General features: G+C 62.2%; 20 protein-coding genes. 11 read left to right on the top strand and 9 right to left on the bottom strand.

Translation table 11 applies throughout. From position 1 onward, the window contains the following. Positions 1 to 166: 166 nt before the first annotated feature. Entirely contained in the window at positions 167 to 565 is a 399-nt protein-coding gene (locus tag CKO35_RS03925) for a PRC-barrel domain-containing protein (RefSeq protein WP_242467000.1), read from the top strand. A 28-nt stretch (positions 566 to 593) separates the two neighbouring features. Further along, entirely contained in the window at positions 594 to 773 is a 180-nt protein-coding gene (locus CKO35_RS03920; protein ID WP_200172861.1) for a CsbD family protein, read from the top strand. A gap of 99 nt (positions 774 to 872) precedes the next feature. On the opposite strand, the gene CKO35_RS03915 is transcribed toward CKO35_RS03920, so the two are convergent. The 4 genes from CKO35_RS03915 to CKO35_RS03900 form a co-directional block, all read right to left on the bottom strand. Continuing rightward, positions 873 to 1,262 (bottom strand): PRC-barrel domain-containing protein, encoded by a 390-nt coding sequence (locus tag CKO35_RS03915; RefSeq protein ID WP_200172860.1) that lies wholly within the window; start codon positions 1,260 to 1,262, stop codon positions 873 to 875. A gap of 88 nt (positions 1,263 to 1,350) precedes the next feature. Further along, a complete protein-coding gene (locus CKO35_RS03910; protein ID WP_200172858.1) occupies positions 1,351 to 1,566 on the bottom strand; it encodes a DUF3185 family protein in 216 nt (71 codons plus the stop codon). 138 nt (positions 1,567 to 1,704) lie between these two features. Next, the gene (locus CKO35_RS03905) at positions 1,705 to 1,884 is read right to left on the bottom strand and encodes a CsbD family protein (RefSeq protein WP_200172856.1); all 180 of its coding nucleotides are present in this window, start codon (positions 1,882 to 1,884) and stop codon (positions 1,705 to 1,707) included. Between the two features lie 437 nt (positions 1,885 to 2,321). Further along, positions 2,322 to 2,741, bottom strand: a complete 420-nt coding sequence (locus tag CKO35_RS03900; RefSeq protein ID WP_200172855.1) for a CopG family transcriptional regulator — start codon at positions 2,739 to 2,741, stop codon at positions 2,322 to 2,324. 209 nt (positions 2,742 to 2,950) lie between these two features. Here CKO35_RS03900 and CKO35_RS03895 point away from each other — a divergent pair, with 209 nt between their 5' ends. The 5 genes from CKO35_RS03895 to CKO35_RS03875 all read left to right on the top strand — a co-directional run bounded on the left by CKO35_RS03895 (position 2,951) and on the right by CKO35_RS03875 (position 13,817). Next, a complete protein-coding gene (locus CKO35_RS03895; protein ID WP_200172853.1) occupies positions 2,951 to 3,370 on the top strand; it encodes a PRC-barrel domain-containing protein in 420 nt (139 codons plus the stop codon). 226 nt (positions 3,371 to 3,596) lie between these two features. Continuing rightward, entirely contained in the window at positions 3,597 to 3,920 is a 324-nt protein-coding gene (locus CKO35_RS18425; RefSeq protein ID WP_412851733.1) for a CsbD family protein, read from the top strand. Positions 3,921 to 4,089: 169 nt separating this feature from the next. Continuing rightward, positions 4,090 to 4,404: a BON domain-containing protein gene (locus tag CKO35_RS03885; RefSeq protein ID WP_200172851.1), complete on the top strand. Its 315-nt coding sequence runs from the start codon at positions 4,090 to 4,092 to the stop codon at positions 4,402 to 4,404. A 59-nt stretch (positions 4,405 to 4,463) separates the two neighbouring features. Then, positions 4,464 to 12,971 carry a GH36-type glycosyl hydrolase domain-containing protein gene (locus CKO35_RS03880; RefSeq protein WP_200172872.1) on the top strand — a complete coding sequence of 2,836 codons (8,508 nt, stop codon included), beginning with the start codon at positions 4,464 to 4,466 and terminating at the stop codon, positions 12,969 to 12,971. A gap of 36 nt (positions 12,972 to 13,007) precedes the next feature. After that, a complete protein-coding gene (locus CKO35_RS03875; RefSeq protein WP_200172849.1) occupies positions 13,008 to 13,817 on the top strand; it encodes a transglutaminase domain-containing protein in 810 nt (269 codons plus the stop codon). Here the strand turns inward: CKO35_RS03875 and CKO35_RS03870 are convergent. The 4 genes from CKO35_RS03870 to CKO35_RS03855 form a co-directional block, all read right to left on the bottom strand. Then, positions 13,786 to 14,823, bottom strand: coding sequence for a M14 family metallopeptidase (locus CKO35_RS03870; RefSeq protein ID WP_200172848.1), 1,038 nt, complete (start codon positions 14,821 to 14,823; stop codon positions 13,786 to 13,788). The two genes, CKO35_RS03875 and CKO35_RS03870, sit on opposite strands and share 32 nt — an antisense overlap. Then, complete coding sequence (locus CKO35_RS03865) at positions 14,817 to 16,289, bottom strand: glutamate-cysteine ligase family protein (protein ID WP_200172846.1); 1,473 nt, start codon at positions 16,287 to 16,289, stop codon at positions 14,817 to 14,819. Before CKO35_RS03865 ends, CKO35_RS03870 begins: the two co-directional genes overlap by 7 nt. 69 nt (positions 16,290 to 16,358) lie before the next feature. Next, positions 16,359 to 16,871 carry a 3-hydroxyacyl-[acyl-carrier-protein] dehydratase FabA gene (fabA, locus tag CKO35_RS03860; protein WP_200172844.1) on the bottom strand — a complete coding sequence of 171 codons (513 nt, stop codon included), beginning with the start codon at positions 16,869 to 16,871 and terminating at the stop codon, positions 16,359 to 16,361. Positions 16,872 to 16,945: 74 nt separating this feature from the next. Beyond that, positions 16,946 to 17,269, bottom strand: a complete 324-nt coding sequence (locus CKO35_RS03855) for a hypothetical protein (protein ID WP_200172842.1) — start codon at positions 17,267 to 17,269, stop codon at positions 16,946 to 16,948. 246 nt (positions 17,270 to 17,515) lie between these two features. On the opposite strand from CKO35_RS03855, the gene CKO35_RS03850 reads away from it, so the two are divergent. Beyond that, the gene (locus tag CKO35_RS03850) at positions 17,516 to 18,934 is read left to right on the top strand and encodes a hypothetical protein (protein ID WP_200172840.1); all 1,419 of its coding nucleotides are present in this window, start codon (positions 17,516 to 17,518) and stop codon (positions 18,932 to 18,934) included. Between the two features lie 30 nt (positions 18,935 to 18,964). On the opposite strand, the gene CKO35_RS03845 is transcribed toward CKO35_RS03850, so the two are convergent. After that, positions 18,965 to 19,396 (bottom strand): rhodanese-like domain-containing protein, encoded by a 432-nt coding sequence (locus tag CKO35_RS03845; RefSeq protein ID WP_200172838.1) that lies wholly within the window; start codon positions 19,394 to 19,396, stop codon positions 18,965 to 18,967. 244 nt (positions 19,397 to 19,640) lie between these two features. Here CKO35_RS03845 and CKO35_RS03840 point away from each other — a divergent pair, with 244 nt between their 5' ends. The 3 genes from CKO35_RS03840 to CKO35_RS03830 all read left to right on the top strand — a co-directional run bounded on the left by CKO35_RS03840 (position 19,641) and on the right by CKO35_RS03830 (position 23,361). After that, on the top strand, positions 19,641 to 20,333 hold the full coding sequence (locus tag CKO35_RS03840; RefSeq protein ID WP_200172836.1) for a TIGR04211 family SH3 domain-containing protein: 693 nt from the start codon (positions 19,641 to 19,643) through the stop codon (positions 20,331 to 20,333). A gap of 284 nt (positions 20,334 to 20,617) precedes the next feature. Then, positions 20,618 to 22,927 carry a putative monovalent cation/H+ antiporter subunit A gene (locus tag CKO35_RS03835; protein WP_200172834.1) on the top strand — a complete coding sequence of 770 codons (2,310 nt, stop codon included), beginning with the start codon at positions 20,618 to 20,620 and terminating at the stop codon, positions 22,925 to 22,927. Further along, positions 22,924 to 23,361, top strand: a complete 438-nt coding sequence (locus tag CKO35_RS03830) for a Na+/H+ antiporter subunit B (RefSeq protein ID WP_200172832.1) — start codon at positions 22,924 to 22,926, stop codon at positions 23,359 to 23,361. The genes CKO35_RS03835 and CKO35_RS03830 overlap by 4 nt, the downstream gene beginning before the upstream one ends. The last annotated feature ends 135 nt before the right edge of the window (positions 23,362 to 23,496 follow it).

Genomic DNA, 23,496 nt, shown 5'->3' with positions numbered 1-23,496 from the left:
CGGGTCACGCCGCTGATCCAGCCATCGTGCCAACCCCAACAACGCTTTAACATCGAGTATTGACGGCGTTTCTGGGGTTGTCAAAAATACTTCTATGGCGGTCTTGGTGATGGGGTATCGATGGATGATTCAGCGCCCCATACTATTATTGCCAGGAGTAGATAGCATGAATGTCAGAACGCATGGTGGCGCAAGCAGCGCTACATACACTCAGGCCGCTCCCACCGATGAACTTTTGTTGAGTACCCACACGCTGATCGGTAGTGAAGTTGTGACTGTAAAGGAAGAAAAGCTCGGTACTATCAAGGATTTCATGATGAATACCGCTAGCGGCAGCATCAATTATGCGGTCATTTCCGCCGGTGGTTTTCTCGGTATAGGCGACAAGCTGTACGCCGTGCCATGGGAGGCCCTGTCGCTGGATATCCGGGCGAAGAATTTTGTCCTTGATGTGGATGTGGAACAGTTTAAATCGGCCCCCGGTTTTGAAAAGGATGATTGGCCGAATATGGCGGATGAGACTTGGGCGAGAAAGGTCAAGAGCCACTTCGGCCTTGGTGAATGAGTCACGTGATTATCCGTGGGAGTGTGTCATGAACAAAGATCAGGTTGAGGGCCGTGCCAAGGAAACAACGGGCAAGGTCAAGGAAGTCACCGGTCGGGCGGTCGGTAATGATGAGTTGGAAAATAAAGGGAAAATCCAGAAAGGTACCGGTAAGGTGCAGGCCGGCTACGGCGATTTGAAGGAGGATCTCAAGAAGGGTAACCGCTAGTCCGAGGTGTTTTGCGGATGCCTGGAGTCGGGCGGCTGGAAATGACATCTCCGGCCGCTCGACGGTTGAGACTCCGTGTGACGGGGTGGGCGGTCCGGCTCAGCGGCTTTGTGAGCTCAAGGGCCGAGAATCCACATCGGTTAATTCCGGGGCCTCCCTCAACGTATCCTCGGTCGAGCGGATGCCGAAGTCGTACCCTTTATCTTTCTCGTTCAAGCTGGGTTCAACCGAATCCAGGAAAATGGCAACTTCCTTTGCGTCCATGCCCAAGAAGCCGCCCACCTTTACGATCACGGCCACGATCTGGCCATCCTCATCGATCAGCAGGTCGCTGACGATCAGTGTGTTCGGATGGAACGAATTCGCGGGTTGGCTCGAAAGGCAGATTCCATGGGCAGAGGGTTGCGCTTGGGCCAATGCAGAACCGATGCCCAGTGTGGTTGCATGGGTCAGTAATGCACAGACTGCGAGCGCATGCAGTTTCTTCATGAGATCTCTCCTTATCAGGTTGCGGCCGGTGAAACTTCCATGGGAAGTGAACCGACATCCATGTCGTGGGGCATAGCGAATTCCTATGTCAGTTGCTTACGGATTTACCGAACAGCAGCATTCCAGCACCGGCGACCACAGAAACCGCGCCAAGGATCAGGAACCAGATGGTGGAGTCAGTGAATCGGCCAGTAACGGCCTCTGTCACCTGATCGTCCAGGCCTTGGGATGACTGAAACCCAAAGAAAAGCAGGATCAGACCTACAACAAGCAATGCAAGAGCCAGAATTCTGTTATTTGCCATTTCTATCTCCTTCCGATTGATGGGGGATCAATATTTCGTTGTTCAAGGACGTTGTTCTGGAGTAAATACGGCATTGTCCATCTTTGCCTTTTTGGCAGTGACACATGACCTCGTCGGTACGGTTGGTCCATATGGGTTTTATTTCGTTTCATTTTTGGCGTCGCAACTGATCTTTGCCAACACGGTCCCATTCTTGCCGCCATTATTATCGGATTTGCTTTTTCGCTCCGTGTTTTCGATATCGGTCACTTTGCCGGCAACCTCCTTGGTCTTACCCTTTCCCTTGTTCGCACTACCTTTATCCTGATTCTTGTGCATGAGCCGGTCTCCAGATGATGATTTTTTGGATTCTGCCTCTTGCTATTAACGCATGTAGATGCAGGATGAGGTTTCCAAGGTAGTTGAAGCCCGCGATCGGGTCTGTGCGTTACCTAACTTAACCTCCGTGTATCGTTGCTGGCGTTGAATCTTTCCCTTATCGTGGAAGGGGATGGTTGAGCAGAGACATGGGATAACGCGGGTATAGCTGAAGGTGATTCCGTCACCTCCCGGTTGTGATCGTGCAGTGTTTTCGGTGCCGAGGTGCGGCCGACCGTGGGCGCGCAGCAGCAGTGCCGTCGCTTCCTTGAGCCGACCGGCGCGGGTGAGGCGGGTCACACCTCGGCCATGACCTGGGCATTCGATGCGCATTCATGCGGCAACTCCAAGGGTGTGCCGGCGTAATGCAGAGCGGTAACAGGGGGAAGTGTGCGGTATCAGTGGATCCGATCCGCCAAGGCGGCCTTCACGGCGGGACCGGCCTGCAGCGCTCCGAGTACGTGGAGCGATCCGATGGCTGCCCGTGCAAGTTCCGGGGAGGCATCGGCGTCAATGATCGCAAGCCCGAGCACCTGGATGTGCAGCACCTGATGGGCTGCGACTGCCGCCTCGAGTTCGGCCCGGTGATAGCGGCGCAACCCGAGTTCGAGCCGGTGCCTGACGATGGATTGCCGTACCGCCTCGTCGTGACGGTCGAGCTGATTGCAGATCGCGGTACGGATGAAATCGGTTCGGTTGGAGTAGAACCCTTCCTGTACCAGCAGGTCGACCTGGCCCAGATCCACATATCCCAGGTTGATTGTGATCTTTTCGCTGTCGGCCCCCTTGCGGCGGGTATCCAGTGTCTTCCCAGGCATTTTGCCATCCCTATGCCATCCATGTGGATGGCGTGATCGGCCATGGGGCCGGTGAGAGCGTTGACGACGCCATCGAAAGAAAGGATGTGGGCGCCCATGAAGGTGACCGCGATCCATGTGCGGTATCCAACAGACATCGACCATCTAAGGGCCTAGGGTGAGAGTCCTGATCGGTAATCTCGCCGGTCGTAATTCACAGGAGAGACCTGATGAATAAACTGCATGCACTCATAGCCTCAGCATTGGTGGTCCCTGCGCTTACACTCGGCATCGGTTCCGCATTGGCTGAAGAGCGGCCCATGGCCCATGGAACCTATCTTTCGAGTCCGCCCGCGAATTCGTTCCGTGCGGATGAGTTGATCGGCAGCGACCTGAAGTCGCGAGTGGATGATGCGAAAATTGGTACTGTCGGTGATCTGCTGATCAATGAGGACGGTCAGATCTTGGCCGTGGTTGTCGAGGTGGGTGGCATATTGGGTATGGGCACAAAAGAAGTCGCGATTTCCTGGGATTCGGTCGAACACAGTAAGAGCAAGCGGGGCGACGGGTACGAATTCAGCGTCAATTCAACCGAGGATACGTTGAAGGATGCCCCGGAATTCAGGAAGGAGGCCAGTAGTCGGTACTGATCGAAACAGCGGTAATTTGAGTTGCCCCGCATTTCTCTGGGGTGGCTCTCAGGCGGTAGGGGCGATGACTGTCCCTGCCGTTTTTTTTGAGGCTCGCCATGGATTCAGGTCTGTTCGCCAGCGAACAGAGTTTGGGTGGTTATGTGTTTACTCTGGACCATGGCGACTGAATGATCCTGATGGATGATCCGGCGCCTCACACGGTCACCGTTAAGGAGTCCAGAGCATGAACATCAGAACGCATGGTGGCGCACGCAGCGTCACATACGTTCAGGTCGCCGAGCCTCTGCTGAGTAGTAGCCACACTGGTGACCGGAAAGGAAAAAGTGAATCCAATGTATGTCTGCGGGAGAGTGTCATGAACAAAGATCAGGTTAAGGGACGTGCGAAAGAGGTAACAGGCAAGGTCAAGGAGGTCACCGGTCGGATAGTCGGTAATGAGAAGCTGGAAGGCAAAGGGAAAATTCAGCAGGCCGCCGGTAAGGTTCAGGCCGACTACGGAGATCTGAAGGAGGATCTGAAGGAGGATATGGATGGGGACTCACGCTAGTTCATCTTGGTCGGCGGATGTTTGAGATCGGTAGGTCGGAAGCGGTATCTCCGGCCTGCCGACTGATTAGGGTTCGCCCTGTTTTAGGTCCGCCCTGTGTGCGGTAGCGCATAGGATGAATAAATTGCAGGTGCAGACCTGCTTTCATACATCTTCTGGAGTTGTCATCATGAATCCATGGTTAAGGTATTGCGCCGCATTTTTCATGGCCTTCGCGCTGGTGGCGGTGGTGAGCTGCGCGGCCCCCTCCAAGCAGCAGTCGGCAGGGGAGTACATCGACGATGCCGTGATCACCACCAAGGTCAAGGCGGCGATACTCAATAACCCCGATCTGCGGGTGAACGAAATCAGTGTCGAGACCTATGACGGCGTGGTCCAGCTCAGCGGCTTTGTGAGTTCAAGGGCCGAGATCAACCGGGCGATGGAGGTGGCCCGAGGCGTCGGCGGCGTGAAGGATGTGAAGAACGACATGCGCGTCAAGTGAGCGGTTTCCCATGGTCGAAGGGGCGGCGGTATCCATCCATCGATGCCGGTGATGGCGAGCTGCTGCGCGCGGAGCTGTTCAGTCTTGAGCAGCTCAAGCGCCACGGGGCCTTGCTGGCACAGCGACATCACCTCTCTTCCCGTCCCGGCCCCGACCGGTTGTTGCCCAGGCTGGCGGACAATGCTCGGCGCCTGCTGACGGCCTACGATGTGGTCACGGCGGCCGCTTCGCCGGGTCAGCGGGTCACACCGGCAGAGGCCTGGCTGCTGGATAATTTCTATCTGATCGAGCAGCAGATCAGCCAGGTACGCCGACACCTGCCGCGCGGATACAGCCGGCAGTTGCCGCGACTGGCCGATGGCCCATCGGCTGGTTTTCCCCGCGTCCATGATCTGGCACTGGCGCTGATTTCCCATATGGATGGCCGTGTGGACGGCGACAATGCCACCCAGTTCATCGCCGCCTATCAGTCCGTTGCACCCCTCAAGATCGGCGAATTGTGGGCCTTTCCGATCATGCTGCAGCTAGCCTTGCTGGAAAACCTGCGCCGGGTCGGGGTCAGTATTGCACGGCGTCGCCAGGAGCGTGACGCGGCCCTCGCCTGGGCGGATCGCATGCTGGTGACGGCCGAGCAGGAACCCAAACAGCTGATTCAGTTGCTGGCCGAGTTCGCCCGGGCGGACGTGCCGCTGACGGCCCCGTTCGTGGAAGCATTTTACGCCGTCCTCCAGACCCAGGGTCCGGCCCTGGCCTTTATCCGGACCTGGGTGGAGCACAAGCTGCTGGAACAGGGCGTGACGGCCGAGCAGTTGTCGGAAGTGGCCGGACGCACGGCCGCGGCCAACCAGATCTCCATGGCTAACAGCATCGGCAGCCTGCGTTTTATCGGCAGCATGGACTGGAAGGATTATGTCGAGTCTCTGAGCGTGGTCGAGCGGATCCTGCGGGATGACCCCGTGGGCATGCATGCCGGCCAGGACTTTGCCACGCGAGATCGCTACCGGCACGTGGTGGAGGGCGTGGCCCGGGAGGCTGTTTGCCCGGAGCCGGATGTGGCCCGGGCGGCGATCGAGCTTGCCCGTGCCGCTGCGGCCCAGCGCGGAGAAGAGGATCGCAGTGCCCATGTAGGGTACTACCTGATCGACCGGGGACGACCGGCGCTGGAGCGGGCGGTGGGCTGCCGGATGCCCTGGACATCCCGGCTCGGACGCCGTTGTCGACCGGCCTGCCTACCCTTGTATCTGGGGACGGTGACTTTGCTCACGCTGCTTGCGGCAGGGGGCGTGCTGCTGCTTCTGGACGGATTCAATCCGGATACCGCCTGGACCTGGTATCTGGCACTGCCGTTACTGATTGCCGTCTCGGCGCCGGCCGTCTCACTGGTCAATCTGTTGGTCACGTTGCTCTTGTCGCCCAAGGCCCTGCCACGGATGGATTTTTCCAGCGGGATTCCGGAGGATCGGCGCACCATGGTGGTCGTGCCTACGCTGCTGACCGGCCCCGAGGATATCGATCACCTGCTGGAGGCGCTGGAGATCCGCTATCTGGGTAATCGGGACCCCAATCTGTTCTTTGCCTTGTTGACGGATTTTCCGGATGCCCCCCAGGAAGCGCTGCCTCGGGACACGGCCCTGCTTGAGCAGGCACGCACGGCGGTGGAACGACTCAATCTCAAGTATCGGGAAGATCGACCCGGCATCTTTTATCTGTTTCATCGGCCTCGGGTGTGGAATCCGTTCGAACGGGTGTGGATGGGCTACGAGCGCAAGCGAGGCAAGCTGGAGCAGTTCAACGCCCGCCTCAGAGGGGAGGGGACCACCGCCTTCTCGGAGATCGTCGGGGATACCCGTCTGCTGACCACCATCCGTTTCGTCATTACCCTGGACACCGATACCCAGCTGCCGCGGGATGCGGCGCGTCAATTGGCGGGTAACCTGGCGCATCCACTCAACCGTCCGGTTTTTGATCCGGACCGGGGGCGCATCGTCGAAGGTCACGGCATCCTGCAACCCCGTACTTCCATCAGCCTGAGCAGTGCCCACCAGTCGCGCTTTTCCGGATTATTCGCGGGTGAGCCGGGCATGGACCCCTACACACGGGAGGTCTCCGATGTGTACCAGGATCTGTTTGGCGAGGGATCCTTCGTCGGCAAGGGTATCTATGACGTGGATGCCTTTCGCCGGGCCATTGATGGTCGCTTGCCGGAAAACCTGATCCTGAGTCACGATCTGCTGGAAGGGGGTTACGCCCGGTCGGCGCTGGTGACGGATGTGGATCTGCTGGAATCGCATCCGGCCACGTATACTGCGGAGGCCAGTCGTCGCCACCGCTGGATACGGGGTGATTGGCAACTGGTGGGCTGGCTGCTGCCGCGCGTGCCGGCCTCCCGGGGGCGTACGCCGTTGCAGGTGCCGAATCCCTTGTCGGCCCTTTCCCGCTGGAAGTTGTTCGACAACCTGCGCCGCAGCCTGGTGCCCCCGGCCTTGCTGATCCTGTTGCTGGGGGGCTGGCTGCTGGGTGCCGGTCCGATCTGGTTCTGGAGCCTGCTGATGCTGGCGCTGGTGGTCGTGCCCGCCCTGTTGCCCTCCATGATCGATCTGTGGCGTCGGCCACGGGACCGGGATCGCCGGGTACACCTGACGCTGACCGGCAGGGCCGCGGTACGGCCATTGCTCCAGGCCCTGCTGAGCCTGGTGTTCCTGCCCTACGACGCCCGGATCTGCCTGGGGGCCATTGCCTGCTCCTGGGGGCGGATGCTGTTTACCCGGAGGGGGTTGCTGCTCTGGCACCTGCCCAGCTATGCCCGCCGCAATGCCTGTCGGACACCCACCGACTTTTTGCGGGAGATGTGGATTGCGCCGGTCCTGGCGCTGTCGACGGGAGTCGCACTGGCCTGGACATCCGGAGATGCCTGGGCTACGCAGGGGATGTTTGCCGCCCCATTTCTGCTGCCGTGGCTGGTATCGCCCGGCATCGCCTGGTGGATCAGCCGCCCGCCGGGTGACCGCATACCGCGCCTGAGTGCGGCACAGGAGGTCTTTTTGCGTCGTGCGGCCCGCAGGACCTGGCGTTACTTTGCCGACTTCGTGGGTCCGGAGGATCACTGGTTGCCGCCGGATAATTTTCAGGAAATCCCCGCACCGATGGTGGCTTCTCGCACCTCGCCCACCAATATCGGTATGGCCCTTCTGTCGGATCTGGCCGCCCATGACTTCGGTTATGTGACCACCGGCGAATGCCTGGTACGTATCGACCGCACCGTGTCGACCATGGAGCGTCTGGAGCGCTACCGGGGACACTTCTACAACTGGTACGACACCCGTACCCTTGAGCCCCTGCAGCCGAGATACGTCTCTTCGGTGGACAGCGGTAATCTGGCGGGTGCCCTGCTGACCCTCCAGGCCGGGCTGGCCGAGCTGAAACATCAGCCGGTGCCGTCATCCCGGGCGTTGCAGGGGCTGCTGGACACCCTGGGGGTGCTGGCTGAACAGCGACCCTTATCACCACCGCCACCCCTGACCGCACTGGAACGCCGGGTCCAGGGCATGCGGGACGCCGACCTGTCCATCCCCGACCTCATCAAGGCCCTGGAGGACATTCAGCAGGCCGGGGGCGCGGCGGCCGCATGGTCGGCGGCGGGTATGCCCTCGGACGACGCGGCATCCGCCTATTGGGTACAGGCCTTTGACCGGCAGGTGGCTGCCCTGAGGGATGAACTGGTTCACGCGTCACCGGCAGGCGGGTCCGTGGCGACGGATTGTCCATCCCGGGCGCAACACGACATCATCGATGATCTGATCCGGCGTTGCCGCGATCTGGCGAGCATGGATTTTGAATTTCTCCACGATGCGCCTTCCGGGTTGCTGGCCATCGGCTACGATGTGGGCGAACGGCGTCGCGATCAGGCCTGCTATGACCTGCTGGCGTCGGAAGCGCGCCTGGCCAGCTTCCTGCTGATTGCCCAGGGACAGTTGCCCCAGAAACACTGGTTTGCCCTGGGGCGTCTGCTGACCAGCCATGGGGGCGATGTCAGCCTGATTTCCTGGAGCGGCTCGATGTTCGAGTACCTGATGCCGCAGCTGATCATGCCCAGCTTCGGCAACACCCTGTTGGCGCAGACCTGCAAGGCGGCCGTGTCGCGCCAGATCGAGTATGGCCGGCAGCGGGCGGTACCCTGGGGGATTTCTGAATCCTGCTACAACGTCACCGACATGAGTCAGGTCTATCAGTACCGGGCCTTCGGCGTGCCCGGGTTGGGGTTCAAGCGGGGGTTGGGGGAGGATCTGGTGATTGCCCCCTATGCCACGGCGCTGGCATTGACGGTACTGCCCGAGGCGGCCTGCCGCAACCTGGAACGGATGGCCGCGACGGGTTTTATCGGTGGCTACGGTTTTTATGAGGCAGTGGATTACACTCCGTCCCGCGTGCCGCGGGGCAAACCCTGGTTCGTCGTGCGCAGCTTCATGGCCCATCACCAGGGCATGAGCCTGCTGGCCTTTGCCCATGTGTTGCTGGGGCAGCCCATGCAGCGTCGATTCATGGCCGACCCGGAGGTGCGGGCGACGGAGTTGCTGCTGCAGGAGCGTGTTCCACGGCAGGGGGCCACCTTGCATCCCCATGCCGCCGAGGTGACTGCCTCCGCTCAGCCGCCGGATGCGGAGTTCGGCAGCATCATGCGGGTATTCAGGGAAACCACCACGCAGATACCCGAGGTGCATCTGCTGTCCAATGGTCGCTACCACGTGATGGCCACCCACGCAGGCGGCGGTTACAGTCGCCGGCACGGGCTGGCCGTGACCCGCTGGCGCGAGGATGCCACCACCGATGCCTGGGGCACGTTCATCTACCTGCGCGACCGTGACAGCGGGAAGTACTGGTCCAGTGCCCATCAGCCGACGCTGCGCCGTGCGGATCACTATGAAGCCATCTTCGTGCAGGCCCGCGCGGAATACCGGCGACGGGATCAGGCCATCGATGCCCACACCGAGATCTGTGTCTCCCCCGAGGATGACGTGGAGATCCGGCGCGTGATCCTCACCAACCAATCCTCCCGACCGCGCCATATCGAACTGACCAGTTATGCGGAGGTGGTGCTGGCGCCGTTGGCAGCCGACCTGGCCCATCGCGCCTTCAGTAATCTGTTCGTGCAGACCGAGATTCTGCCCGACCATCAGGCCATTCTCTGTACGCGGCGACGGCGCACGCCGGACGAGCAGGTGCCCTGGATGTTTCACCTGATGGCCGCGCCGGGGGCCGTGGTCGATGCGCCATCCTTCGAAACCGACCGCGCCCGCTTCATCGGTCGCGGACGCACGCCGGTGAACCCGGTGGCGCTGGATGGGCACCCGCCGCCATGGCGTCTGTCCAACACGGCGGGCGCAGTGCTGGATCCCATCGTGGCCATCCGGCGCACCGTGACCCTGGCGCCCGATGAGTCGGGGAGCGTCCAGATTATTACCGGCGTGGCCGATACCCGGGAAGCGGCACTGGCGCTGCTGGAGAAATATTGTGATCGGCATTTCGTCGAGCGCGCCTTCGAGATGGCCTGGTTCCAGAGCCAGGAGGTGTTGCGTGTGCTCAACGCCACCGAGGTGGATGCTCAAGTCTACGGCCGTCTGGCCAACTCGGTGGTCTTCGGTAACGCACTGCGTCGTGCCGCGCCGGGGGTCATCGCCCGTAATCAGCTGGGGCAGTCGGGTCTGTGGCGCTTCGCCATCTCCGGGGATCTGCCCATCGTCCTCCTGCATATTGGTGATATCCATCGCATCGATCGGGTCAAGCAGGTGCTGCAGGCCCATGCCTACTGGCGCATGAAGGGGCTGATCGCCGATCTGGTGATTCTGAATGAGGACTTTTCGGGTTACCGGGCGGTCCTGCACGACCGCATTATGGGACTGATCCATTCAGGCCCCGAGGCGCAGATGCTGGACAAGCCGGGTGGGGTCTTTCTGCGACGTGCCGAGGAACTGTCGGAGGATGAGCGGGTGCTGTTGCAGACAGTGGCGCGCATCGTCTTCAGCGATACGGCGGACACCCTGATCAAGCCGGTGGAGCGCCGGATCTCAGGGGGCCGCCGGTCGGATCGGCTGGAGCCGGTGCGCCCGGTGATGACCGAGCCGCCGTCGACCCCGGTGCCGCGGAAACTCATTTTCAACAATGGTCTGGGTGGTTTCACGCCGGACGGACGGGAATACGTGATCACCCTGGCGCCGGGACAACAGACACCGGCTCCCTGGGTGAACGTGATTGCCGGTCCGCACATCGGTACGGTGGTGAGTGAGGCGGGCAGTGCCTATACCTGGGTGGACAACGCCCACGAGTTCCGGCTGACCCACTGGCACAATGATCCGCTGTCCGACGCCAGCGGCGAGGCCTTTTACATCCGGGACGAGGAAACGGGGGCCTTCTGGTCGCCGACACCGCTGCCGGCCCGGGGGCGCAACGGCTATGTCTGTCGGCATGGCTTCGGCTACAGCGTGTTCGAGTACCAGGAGTCGGGTATCGTCTCGGAATTGACCACCTATGTCGCCCTGGATGCGCCGGTCAAGTGTGTGGTGATCAAGTTGCATAATCATTCCCGGCGCACACGCGGACTGTCTCTGACCGGCTATTGGGAGCTGGTGCTCGGCGAGTGGCGGCATGCCAATCTGATGCATATCGTCACTGAGACGGAGCCCCACACCGGGGCCTTGCTGGCTCGCAATGCCTACGGGCGCGAGTGTGCTCATCGGCTGGTGTTCGCCCATGTGAGCGAACGGGATCGCTCGATCAGTGGTGGGCGGACCGAGTTCATCGGCCGCAACGGTTCCATGGCCAAGCCGGCGGCCATGCGCCGCAAGCGCCTGTCGGGCAGGACCGGCGCGGGCCTGGATCCCTGCGCGGCGGTGCAGGGCCGGGTGGAACTGGAGGCGGGACAGTCCGCCGAAGTCGTGTTCCTGTTCGGCGCGGCGACGAGCGTGGACGAGGTCGGCGAGTTCATCCACCGGTTCGGTGGCCGGGCGGGGGCGCACCAGGCCCTGGAAGGGGTGTGGGAGTACTGGAATCACACCCTGGGCGCGGTCCAGGTGGATACGCCCGATCCGGCGTTGAATGTGCTGGCCAACGGCTGGCTGGTCTATCAGACCCTGTCCAGCCGCCTGTGGGCGCGCAGCGGCTACTATCAGTCCGGCGGCGCCTACGGCTTCCGTGACCAGTTGCAGGATGTCATGGCCCTGATCCATACCACCCCCGAGCTGGCCCGGGTGCAGTTGATCCGCTGCGCCGGGCGCCAGTTCCTCAAGGGTGACGTGCAGCACTGGTGGCATCCCCCCGGCGGCCAGGGTGTACGCACCCATTTTTCCGATGACTATCTCTGGTTGCCCTATGTGACCTGCCATTACGTGGCCGCCACCGGCGATACCGGTGTCCTGGACGAGCCGGTCCATTTCCTGGAGGGCCGCGAGCTCAATTCCGATGAAGAGGCTTGCTACAATCAACCGCAACGCTCCCCGGAAGTCGCCGGTCTCTATGAGCACTGTGTCCGCGCCCTCCGGCACGGCCTGCGTTTCGGTACCCATCAGTTGCCGCTGATGGGCTGCGGGGACTGGAACGACGGTATGAACCGGGTGGGCCATGAGGGCCGGGGCGAAAGTGTCTGGCTGGCCTGGTTCCTGTTCGACGTCCTGCAGCAGTTTGCCGATCTTGCCCGGGGTCGGAATGACGGCGAGTTTGCCGAGTTCTGCCATGACCAGGCCGAGCAGCTGCGGGGTCATATCGAAGCGAGCGCCTGGGACGGCGCCTGGTATCGGCGGGCCTGGTTCGACGACGGTACACCTTTGGGGTCCGCCGTCAATGACGAATGCCGCATTGACGCCATCAGCCAGAGCTGGGCGATCCTCTCCGGCGCCGGGGATCCCCGGCGCGCCCGCGAGGCGATGGATGCGGTGGACCGACACCTGGTGAGTCGGGATGACGGCCTGATCCGTCTGCTCGACCCGCCCTTTGACCGGTCGGCCCTGGAGCCCGGGTACATCAAGGGCTATGTGCCGGGGGTGCGTGAGAACGGCGGTCAGTATACCCATGCCGCGATCTGGACCACGATGGCCTTCGCCCGGATGGGCGACAGGCGGCGGGCCTGGGAATGCTACGCCCTGCTCAATCCCGTCAATCACGGCGACACGCCCGCGGCGGTGGCGCGTTACAAGGTTGAGCCGTATGTCATGAGCGCGGACGTCTATGGCGCGCCGCCCCACACGGGCCGCGGCGGCTGGACCTGGTATACCGGGGCGGCAGGCTGGATGTACCGGCTGACCCTGGAAACCCTGCTGGGTCTGCAACTGCGGGGAGATCATCTGCGCATCGCGCCGTGCATCCCCGATGACTGGAATGCGTATACCATCCACTACCGGTATCGTGAAACCCTATACCATATCAAGGTGAGCGGTACGACCGGGGCGTCCCGGCGGGTCATCCGCGTGTCCCTTGACGGGACCGAGATCCCGGATGCCGCCGCGTTCGAGGCCGGATGGGGCAGGATTCCCCTCGTCGATGACCGTCGGACACACCAAGTCGAGGTGGACCTGGGCTGAGGCGCATGGGTCAATCAAATCTAGTGAGGACGGCCCATGTGGTTGCGAGTCGGTTGTACCCTGGAAATGCGTTTTCAGGTGGAAAGTCCCATGCTGCTCCTGCTCAGACCGCGCAGTGATGCCCATCAATGGGTGGCGCAGGATCGTTATGCCGTTTTTCCCGGCATGCCGATCATCGAATACACCGATATGTACGGTAACCTGTGGCAGCGCCTGACGGCGCCGCCCGGTTACTTCAAGGTGGAGGTGCGTTCCGATGTGCAGGTGCCGGCCACCCTGGAGCAGGCACCCGGGGCGCCCTTCGTCCTGATTCAGGACCTGCCAGATCAGGCCCTGATGTATCTGACACCCAGTCGTTACTGCGACTCGGACCGGTTGGGCCGGCTGGCTGGTGAGATTGTGGCAGGCTGCATTCCCGGCTATGACCAGGTGGAGGCGATCACCCGCTGGACCCATGAGCACCTGGGCTACCTCACCGATTCCGATCCGGCGCCGATTTCCGCGCTGGAGGCCATCGAACGGCGTAATGGTGTCTGTCGGGATTTCAGCCACGTCGGCATCGCCCTGTGTCGGAGTCTGAGCATCCCGGCCCGTTATGTGGTGGGTTACCTGAATCAACTGGAACCCATGGATCTGCATGCCTGGTTCGAGGCCTTCGTGGGAGGGCAGTGGTATTCCTTTGATCCTACCCGGGCAAGGCCGGATGCAGGCCGGGTTCGCCTGGGCTATGGGCGGGATGCGGCAGATGTTCCCGTGTTCAATCAGTTCGGTCCGCTGGTGCTGCCGTCCCGGATGGAGGTGTCCGTGGAGCAGATCACGGTGCCGATCGGTGAAACCCCGTCCTGATTTCGGCATCCATCCGCTCCATCAGGTAGCACAGGCAGTCCTGACGGATTACCCGTTCATCCAGAGTGAGCATGGAGGGCATCATGGGGCGTGTGAGCACCAGGCGGCCGTGCTCCACTGCGAAGTAATGGGGCGAGACCTCCACCCCCTGTTCGTCATGGGCCGTGATCGGTAGCGTGTGGCCCCCGTTGACCATTCCCAGCACGGTGCCGGCGGGCAGTTCCCGAAAGTTCATGTGGTCCAGGTCCGGGGCAAACAGCAGGTCGGTCTCCCTGGCCCCGAAACTGATCCGGACTTCGGGCGGGATCTTTACCTGGGCCACGGTATGGAACAGGTCCAGGTCATGGGCGGGGACCGGGGTATCCGGCAGTTCCGCCAGGTTCAGGCAGGCGCGGACATAATCCGCCGCATGGGCCACCCCGTGCCGGTCGGTGGGTTTGCCGCATTCCAGGGTCACCGCCGGACACAACTCGGCAAAGGCCATGGACTGCACGCCCCGGGGGCGTATGAAGTACACCACCGTGCGGCTGAACAGGGTGGCCAGGCGCAGGTAGCGGTGGTCCAGCCGGTTGATGCAGGCGTAGTGGGGGTTCAGGCCGGTGTTGTTGTGGATATCCACGCTGGCAAAGACGCCCCGTGACGCCATGGTGTCCACCACCTCGGCGGCCAGCCGGGATTCCGGGCTGGCCGGTGCCTCCGTGCCCGGCCAGATGCGATTGAAGTCCGCCTGACCCTCCAGGCGTCTGACGCCTTCCCGGGCCGCTGCCACATTCCCCACGAACAGGCTCAATCCCCTGGGCAGTTCCCCCATAGGCAGTTCCGCGAGTACCTGCTGGATGGCATGCAGGCCGACCGGCTCGTTGCCGTGCAGCAGGATGGAGACGAACAGGGGGGGCATCCGGCGGCCCGGCAGATGAAACAGGGTTGGTTCGGGGACGATGCGATGCAGTTCCCCGGCCGGGGTGTCCAGAAAGCCCGCGGGCAGTCCTTCCTGCTGTCTCAGCATGATTCAGAGTCCTCCGGGGCTGCGGGTTGCAGATCCCATTGATGAACGGGTTCGTCGGTGGCCTGATGTTGGCGCAGGGCTCGGGTCAAGGCGGGCATGTCCCGTCCGTGCCGGGCAACGAAGTCCCGTTGCCATCGGGCGCCGTTGCGGCCCGTCCGGATCCGCTCGGCTAGTATCTCCAGATAATGATGGCTGTCGGCCTGGGCCAGTCCCAGGCGCTGCAGACCGTGACGGGCCCGGGGCAGCAGCTCGTCCAGGATCAGGTTCTGTATCCCGACGCGCTCTCCTTGGCGCCACTGCAGGACGGCGGCCAGTCCCAGGCGGGCAGACTGATAGAAGTTGTCCTTGGCGGCGGCAAAGGGAATCAGGGATTGGGGGCCGCCGGGTTCGGTGAGCAGGTCCTCCACCAGACCATAGAAGAAGGCGGTGTTGGCCATGCTGTCGGACAGGGTAGGGCCGGCGGGGAGAACCCGGTGTTCGATCCGGATATGGGGGCGGCCTTCATTGTCAAAGCCGATCAAAGGCCGGTTCCAGCGCCAGATGGTGCCGTTGTGCAGGCGCAGATGGGGGAACCGCTCCGGCGGCGTGTCGCTGCTCATGGGCAGCAGGACCGGGAAATGCGCCAGGTTTTCCTCGAAGCATTCCAGGATGGACTCCCGGGCATAGCCGGAACCGAAGCTGACCCGGCGCAGGGGGCCTCGGGCCACGTCCTCGTAGCCACCCACCTCCACCGCCTGCTCGAAAACGGGAATCCGGGTCTCGTCCCACAGATCCTTGCCGAACAGGAAGGGGGCATTGGCACCGGCGGCCACCATGGGGGCCGAGGCGATGATGGCGGCGTTGTATACCTGGTGAGCCGTATCCGCGGGTGTCTGCAGATGTATCTGGAATGAGGTGGTGGCCGCCTCCAGCATGACGTCCCGGTGCAGGTGCAGAAGATGCTCCCGACCGGCGATGTCCAGCCGCACCGGGCGCCCCTGTCGGGAGCGGAAGACCTCGCGGTTGAGGGCGCGGTAGCGTTTCATGGACGACATGTTGCCCAGGCGCAGGTGTTCCGGACGCAGGGTGGGCAGGATGCCGGTCATCAGCGCGCGGGTGCCGACGGCGTCGGCGGCCAGGAGGGTTCGCTGCCAAGTGGCCGATATCTCCCGATGAATCAGACTGAGGGCGCGACCCTTGAGCGGGTGGGGGCGGGTGTTGACCTCGATGTTGAAGGCGGCCAGCTCCGGTGTGGCCATGGGGTCGTTGAATTGTTGCAGGAAGGCTTCATTGAGGGGGGCCGGACCTTCGTGTCGATCCAGCAGCCAGGCCTCAATCTCGAATCCCGCCATCGGATCGCCGTGGGTGAAACGCCCCTGGTTGAGCCATTCCCGGGCCAGCCGGGTTTCGGCTTCCAGGTGGGCCTGGAAGCGGGTGAAATCGCCGGCCTTGAAGTGCGTGTGATCGATCTCCTGGCCCACGGTCATCCCCCGGATGTGCGTGAGCCCTGATCGTCGTCGATCAGGGCTCACAGGTCAAACGGGAGGAAAGTGGCGTCAGAAACCGTCGGTGGAGGTGAACAGGCCGACCCGCAGGTCCTTGGCGGTGTAGATCAGGCGATCATCCACCAGCACCTGACCGTCGGCGATACCCAGCACCAGCTTGCGGGTGATGACGCGCTTGATGTCCACCTGGTAGGTAACCTTTTTGGCGCTGGGCAGGACCTGACCGGTGAACTTCACTTCACCCACGCCCAGGGCACGACCACGACCGGGATTGCCGATCCAGGCCAGATAGAAGCCCACCAGCTGCCACATGGCATCCAGGCCCAGGCATCCGGGCATGACCGGGTCACCCGGGAAATGACAATCGAAGAACCAGAGATCGGGATTGATGTCCAGTTCGGCACGCATCTCACCCTTGCCAAAGGCGCCGCCTTCGTCGCTGATATGGTTGACTCGATCCATCATCAGCATGTTGGGGACCGGCAGCTGGGCGTTGCCGGGGCCGAACATCTCTCCGTGGCCGCATTGCAGAAGTTCTTCGCGCTCGTAACTGTTCTTTCGCATGGGTCGGGTGTCTGGCGATAAGGGGCCGCCTATTGGACCGGATTACATCCCCGGGCACAAGGGGTAATCCCGGTTCAGGCGTCCCAGCGCAGCTGGGCCAGTTCCGAGCGCGTGAAGAAACGCCCCTGTCGCATGAAGCCGGCTACAATCCCGTCCTTGAGTGCCGTGATGCGTCCTTGTTCATCCCGTTCGATCACCCAGTGATCAGGTAACCCATCCAGCAGATGGATCACGGCCAGTGATCCATCCTGGTTTATGGACAGGTGCGTTTCATGGGTTTGAATATCCATGAAAGCAGGAAGGAATCCCAGCACGGCGGCCCCGGCCGTCATTTCCGGCATTTCCCGGTAGGGGCTGAACTGGGCGCCCATTTTCAGTTCCAATTGGCTTCGGTCCATGGGTCAGTCTCTGATTAAATGCATGATCCGATTCTGCACTCCGGCATGATTTGTGCGGTGGCACGGCCCTCTGGCGCTGTTCAAGCCCTGATCAGACCCATTCAATTCAAGCAAAATGCACCTGCCTGTCCTGAGGTGGCACAGCAGGGTAGCCTGGAACAAGATGGCCTCTTTCAGGATTATCGGCCGCTCACCGGGGAACTTGAGTCGCCGATGGTATACATGGGATGAACTAGGGGATTGAGAATGAACAGCGAAGGTTTGTGGGGCATCTGGGCGGCAAGCCTGGGTGTTTCAATACTTATCTGGATGGTTATCGGCGTTCTGGTCCTGTACTTGAGCCGCCCCTGGCTGCGTCGGGCACTGAGACAAGCCTGCCGCCTGCTGGAATGGCAATTTCGTTCTGCCGCCCATGGCCTGAGATTCGGGGCCCGTAACCTGGGGCGCCGTCACCAGGAATACCTTCGCGGAGTAGCGCTGAGGCGGCTTCAACTCAGGGTGGAACGGGATTGCCGGGGAATTCACAATCGCCTGAACAAGGATCTTGGCGGGTATGCCATGCTCCAGCGCCGTATCGCTGAGCAGATCGAGAGGCTGGAAGAGGATTACCGGATGGCCCGTGATCAGGCGCCCACCGAGCCCGGCTGGATGAGAACCGTGCAGGCCATGACCGATGCACCACCGGGGGCGGACCCCCGCGTTGGCACCATGCTTCAGGAGATCCACGACACCCTGGCGCGGGCCAGTCGCGAGACCCTGGACGAGTATCGCCATGGCAACCGTGAGCGCCTGAAGATACTGCGGGGCCTGTTGCCGGAGTGGAGAGCGCTGGAAGACCGGTTGTCGGATCTGGAAAAGGGGATCGTGTCTGTCAAGGATCAGGCGCGTCATCTGGATGTGGCCTTGTATCAATATCAGCGTCTCAAGGACAGGGCCGTTCCTCCCCGCGTCATGACGTTGGCATCCATGGGACAACTGGTGCTGGCGGTCGCCCTGCTGGGCGTTGTCTTCCTGACGGGCGTGATGGGATTCCAGCTGCTGTTCAGCCCGATGGCAGCCATTCTGGGGGGGGCTCCGGAGGCGGGGGGAGGTATCGGCCTCTCCGGAATGGGCACGGCGCTGTTGCTGATCGTCTCCGTGCTGTCCGGCGGCATGATCCTGGAGTCCAGGGGTATCACCTCTCTTCTGCCGGTGGTGGCCAGTTGGGATGCGGCAGCCCGAAGGCGCCTGATGTGGGGTGGGCTACTGTTGCTTGGGGCCCTGATTGTGCTGTCCGGATTATTGGCGGTTTCCCGTGACCTGTACATCGCCCATGAGGATGCCCTCAACCGTCTTCTGGAAGGCGAACCGGAGTTGATGCTGCCGCCCCTGGAATGGGTGTCAATGTTGACCCGAGGGTTTCTGGGAGGGCTTATGCCATTGTTGCTGGCGCTGACATGCCTGCCCTTGCAGATGTTCATGCAGGCCATGGGGGTGCTGGGTGGCTCACTGGCTGTTCTGGTGCTGCAGGTTCTGGCTTTCCTCAGTTTTCATCTGGCCCGCATGATGCGGCTGCTGTCCAGGTTTTTACCCCTGCTCTATGACCTGATCCTTTTCCTGCCGCTGAGGCTGGAGCACCGTGTCAGAAGATGGCAGCGGACGGGGGGGCGTCAGGTGAAAACCTGATACCCCGTCAGTGGTGCTGGATCTCCGGGTTCAGCATTGCTCCCATGGCAGGCCGTGGAAACGCCAGCCGCCCAGACTGGAACGATGGTGATGATCGTCCAGTTCCCCTTCAAAGCCTTCGCCGATATGGTAGACGTTGGTGATACCTTCCTTGATCAGTAGCCGTCCCGCATCCAGGGAACGCTTGCCGCTACGGCAGATGAGGATGATCGGGGCGCCGCTTTCACGGGATGCTTCAGTGCTTGCGCTACCGAGCAGCAGCTTGCGTACCTCGGGCACGAACCGCGGGTTCAGTGTCCAGTCCGGTTCATCCATCCAGGGAATGTGAACGGCACCGACCGGATGCCCGACGAACAGGAATTCCATGCTTGAGCGAATGTCGATCAGCAATGCCCTGGGGTTGTCCTTGAGCAGTTCATGAGCTTCTTTCGGGGTCAGATGAAGAGGGTCTTTGTCTTGCATGGAGGCTTCCGGTTGGGTGTGTCGGGAGGACCTGTTTCTGGTTGTGGTGATCAGGCTAATGGACCACCGTAAGGACTGATAGAGTAGGGCAGCGGAGGGTGCCCGTCACCCTGCGCTGCTGGTGATGGGAACGCGATTCTGTGATCCTCGGCACAAGTGGGGATTCCGGTATCACCGGACCTGCCGGAGGTCCGATTAGAATAACTGCGCCTGATTCATGACTGACAAGCAAAGGATATCCTTCGTGAAACACCCCCTGGTATCACTGCCCCCCTTGATCCTGTCACTTCTGCTGCTGATGGCTGTCTGGCCAGGTGTGGTCCAGGCCCAGGGCACGGCCTATATCTCCGACGATCTCAGCGCCCACATCCGCACCGGCAAGACGCTGCAGCACCGGATCCTGCAGTTTCTCAGCAGCGGCACGGCGGTGACCGTGCTGCAGGTGGATGACGATGGCTATACCCTGATTCGGACCCCCAACGGGACCGAAGGGTGGATCGAGAGCCGTTTTCTCATGAACCGCCCCCATGCCAGGGAACGTTTGGCCCAGGCCGAGCGTCGTATAGAGCAACTGGAGGGGAATCGTGGGGAACAGGGGGACCGGATTCGTGGTCTGACGGCTGAGCGGGACAGTGAGACCCAGCGGGCCGATGCCCTGAGTGCGCGACTGGCCGAACTGGAACGGGAACTGGAAACCCTGCGAGAGGTGGCGGCCGAACCGTTGGAAACCGCCCGTCGCAACGAGGCCCTGGGGCAGGCGCTGGCCCAGGAGCAGGCCCGGATGGCGGCGCTCCAGGACCAGAACCGTGCCTTGCAGGAAAATGTGCGCCGGGACTGGTTCCTGGTGGGGGCCGGTGTGTCCATCGGCAGTTTGCTGCTGGGTATCATCCTGACCCGCATTCGGTGGCGGCGCCGGCAGAGCGGCTGGATCGACTGAATCCAATCCGGGCCTGTCTCCCTCCCCCGGCTTGACGCAATGCGGCAGACCGGGGTTTGCAAATAAAAAGCAAGTTTGGTTAGCATGAAACGTGCCTGAGAGTGGGCGCGCGGAGTTGCGCGCCGCAAGGCTGCTGCCTGCCTGCCCGATTGTGGGGGGCGTGTTTTATCCATCCACGTTCAACCTGGAGGAGAGAGGCATCCGCGGTCGGTCCTTGACGCGGGGCAGGGATGTCGGGGCTTGAGATGGCGCCGGATCCTGCTGAATCGCCCATTACACAACCCATGCTGCTCGCCGTCCTGTCCGGATTTCTGATTGCCGCTGTTGCGCCCTGGGCGCATCGGGGCCTGGGTCGCCACAGTGGCTGGGCGCTGGCCGCCTTGCCCGCGGTACTGTTCATCTACTTCGCCTCCTTCCTGCCCGCGCTACGCGAGGCCGACGGCGGGCGGATCATCATGGAATACGACTGGATTCCCAGTCTGGGCATCCAGCTCACCTTCCTTGTGGACGGTCTCAGCCTGCTCTTTGCCCTGCTGATCTCGGGGATCGGTTTCTTCGTCGTGGCCTATGCGGGCCGCTATCTGGAAGGTCATCGGGATCTGGGACGCTTTTATGTCCTGATCCTCGCCTTCATGGCCTCCATGCTGGGGCTGGTGCTGTCCAGCAACCTGATCTCCCTGTTCGTGTTCTGGGAACTCACCAGCATCACGTCCTATCTGCTCATCGGCTACAACCATGAGGACGCCAAGGCCCGCAAGTCCGCCCTGCAGGGGCTGTTCGTCACCGTGGCCGGCGGGCTGGCCCTGCTCACCGGCCTGGTCATGATGGCCCTGGTGGGAGGCAGCTACGAGCTGCACGAACTCCTCACCTCCGGCGACATCTTCCGCGATCACGACTGGTATCTGGCCATCCTGCTGCTGGTCCTGCTGGGGTGTTTCACCAAGTCGGCCCAGTATCCCTTCCATTTCTGGTTGCCCAATGCCATGGCGGCACCCACACCCGTCTCCGCCTACCTGCACTCCGCCACCATGGTCAAGGCCGGGGTCTATCTGATGGCCCGCCTGAATCCCTCCCTGGGTGGGACCGAGGCCTGGATGTTGCTGCTGGGTCTGTTCGGGGCCGTGACCATGTTCGCCGGGATCTTCCTGTCGTTGCGTTCCACCGGCGTCAAGCAGGTGCTGGCCTACTCCACCGTCATGGCCCTGGGTACCCTCACCATGCTCATCGGCGTGGGCACCGAGAACGCCATGCTGGCCGCGATGGCCTTCCTGCTGGCCCATTCCCTCTACAAGGGTGCGCTGTTCCTGGTGGCCGGCATCCTGGATCATGAGGCGGGCTGCAAGGACTTCCTGCAGACCGGCGGGCTGCGCCGCGCGCTGCCGGTGACCACCGTCTTTGCCGGTCTGGCCGCCCTGTCCCTGGCCGGGGTGTTGCCGATGTTCGGATTCGTGGCCAAGGAACTGCTGTTCGAGGCGGTGCTGGAGGCACCGGCCCTGGCTGGGTTGCTCAGTGTTTTTGCCGTGGTCTCCGCCGTCATGGTGGTGGCGGTGGCGGCCATCGTCGGCATTCGTCCCTGGTACGGTCCCCGGGCCGACACCCCCAAGATTCCAGCCCATGAGGCGCCGCCGGCCCTGCTGGCGGGCCCCGTGGTCCTGGCCTCCCTGGGGCTGCTGTTCGGACTGGGCGCGGGGCTGGTGGATCAGGGCCTGATTGCCTGGGCGGCGGCGGCGGTATACGGGGCGCCGGTATCGCCCTACCTGTCCCTCTGGCACGGCTTCAACCTGCCCCTGCTGCTGAGCGGGGTGAGTCTGGCGCTGGGTCTGTTGCTCTATCTCAACTGGGAACGGTTCCGCCGCTTCACCGGCTTCATGGAGGTGGTCAATCGCTACGGTCCCGAAGCGGCCTATGAAAAGACCATGGCCGGGATGGTGTGGCTGTCCGAATGGCAGACCCGGGTGCTGCAGAACGGTTATCTGCGCTACTACCTGCTCACCATCCTGATCTCCACCGTGGGCCTGGTCATGGTGACCCTGTTCACCCGTACCCATGTGCACATTGATCTGGACCTGTCCGGCATCCTGGTGCACGAGGCCTTCATCGTCGCGGTGCTGCTGATGGCGGCCCTGGTGTCGGTGACCACCCGCTCCCGCCTGGGGGCGGTGGCCTCCCTGGGCGCGGTGGGTTTCTGCGTGGCCCTGATCTATGTGCTGTTCAGCGCCGCGGACGTGGGCATCACCCAGGTGCTGGTGGAGACGCTGACGGTCATCATGCTGGTGCTGGTCCTGTTCCGCCTGCCGGGTTTCCTGGGTCTGACACCCATGGTGCTGAGGATTCGGGATGCGGTCATCGCCCTGGCCGTGGGGGCCATGATGGCTGTGCTCAAGCTGGCCGCCAGTACCACCCGTTATGCGGACAGCATTTCCGAGTACTTCATCCAGGAAAGTCAGCCTTCCGGTTATGGCCGCAACATTGTCAACGTCATCCTGGTGGACTTCCGTGCCCTGGATACCCTGGGTGAGATCGTGGTGTTGGCCCTGGCCGCGGTGGGGGTCTACGCCATGATCAAGTTCCGTGCCGAGGACAGAAGACGATGAGCCCACAGTTCACCCTGCAGTCACTGATCCTGCGCACGGCAGCCCATTTCCTGCTGCCGCTGCTGCTGATCTTCTCCGTGTTCCTGCTGCTGCGTGGCCATAACGAGCCCGGCGGCGGTTTCATTGCCGGACTGGTGGCGGCCTCCGCCGTCGCCCTGTACATGTTCGCCCTGGATATCCGCAGCGCCAAGCGGGTGTTGCGCTTCGAACCCCGGGACCTGCTGGGCTGGGGTTTGCTGTTCGGCGTGATCTCCGGGGTGCCCGCGGTCTTCATGGGGCAGCCCTTCTTCACCTCCCAGTGGCTGGAGCTGACCTTGCCGGTGCTGGGTGAACTGAAGGTGGGGACGCCGTTGCTGTTCGATATCGGGGTCTATCTGGTGGTGATCGGCGGGGTACTGCTGATCCTGCTGTCCCTGGCCGAGGCGGAAGAGTGACCGTCACCGTGGCGCCTGAAACCCGGAGCGCCCGGGACTCTCATACCATTCACGCATAAAAGCGGTAATCACATGTTCTTGAAACGCCGGACCCACAAGACGAGTCTGGAGCGCCGGAGCCTGCGGTCCGCACCA

The organism is Ectothiorhodospira shaposhnikovii (assembly GCF_016584105.1).
In the GTDB taxonomy this organism is placed as follows: domain Bacteria; phylum Pseudomonadota; class Gammaproteobacteria; order Ectothiorhodospirales; family Ectothiorhodospiraceae; genus Ectothiorhodospira; species Ectothiorhodospira shaposhnikovii.
Note: the sequence above shows the minus strand (reverse complement) of the source record. Positions and strands in the feature narration are given on the sequence as shown.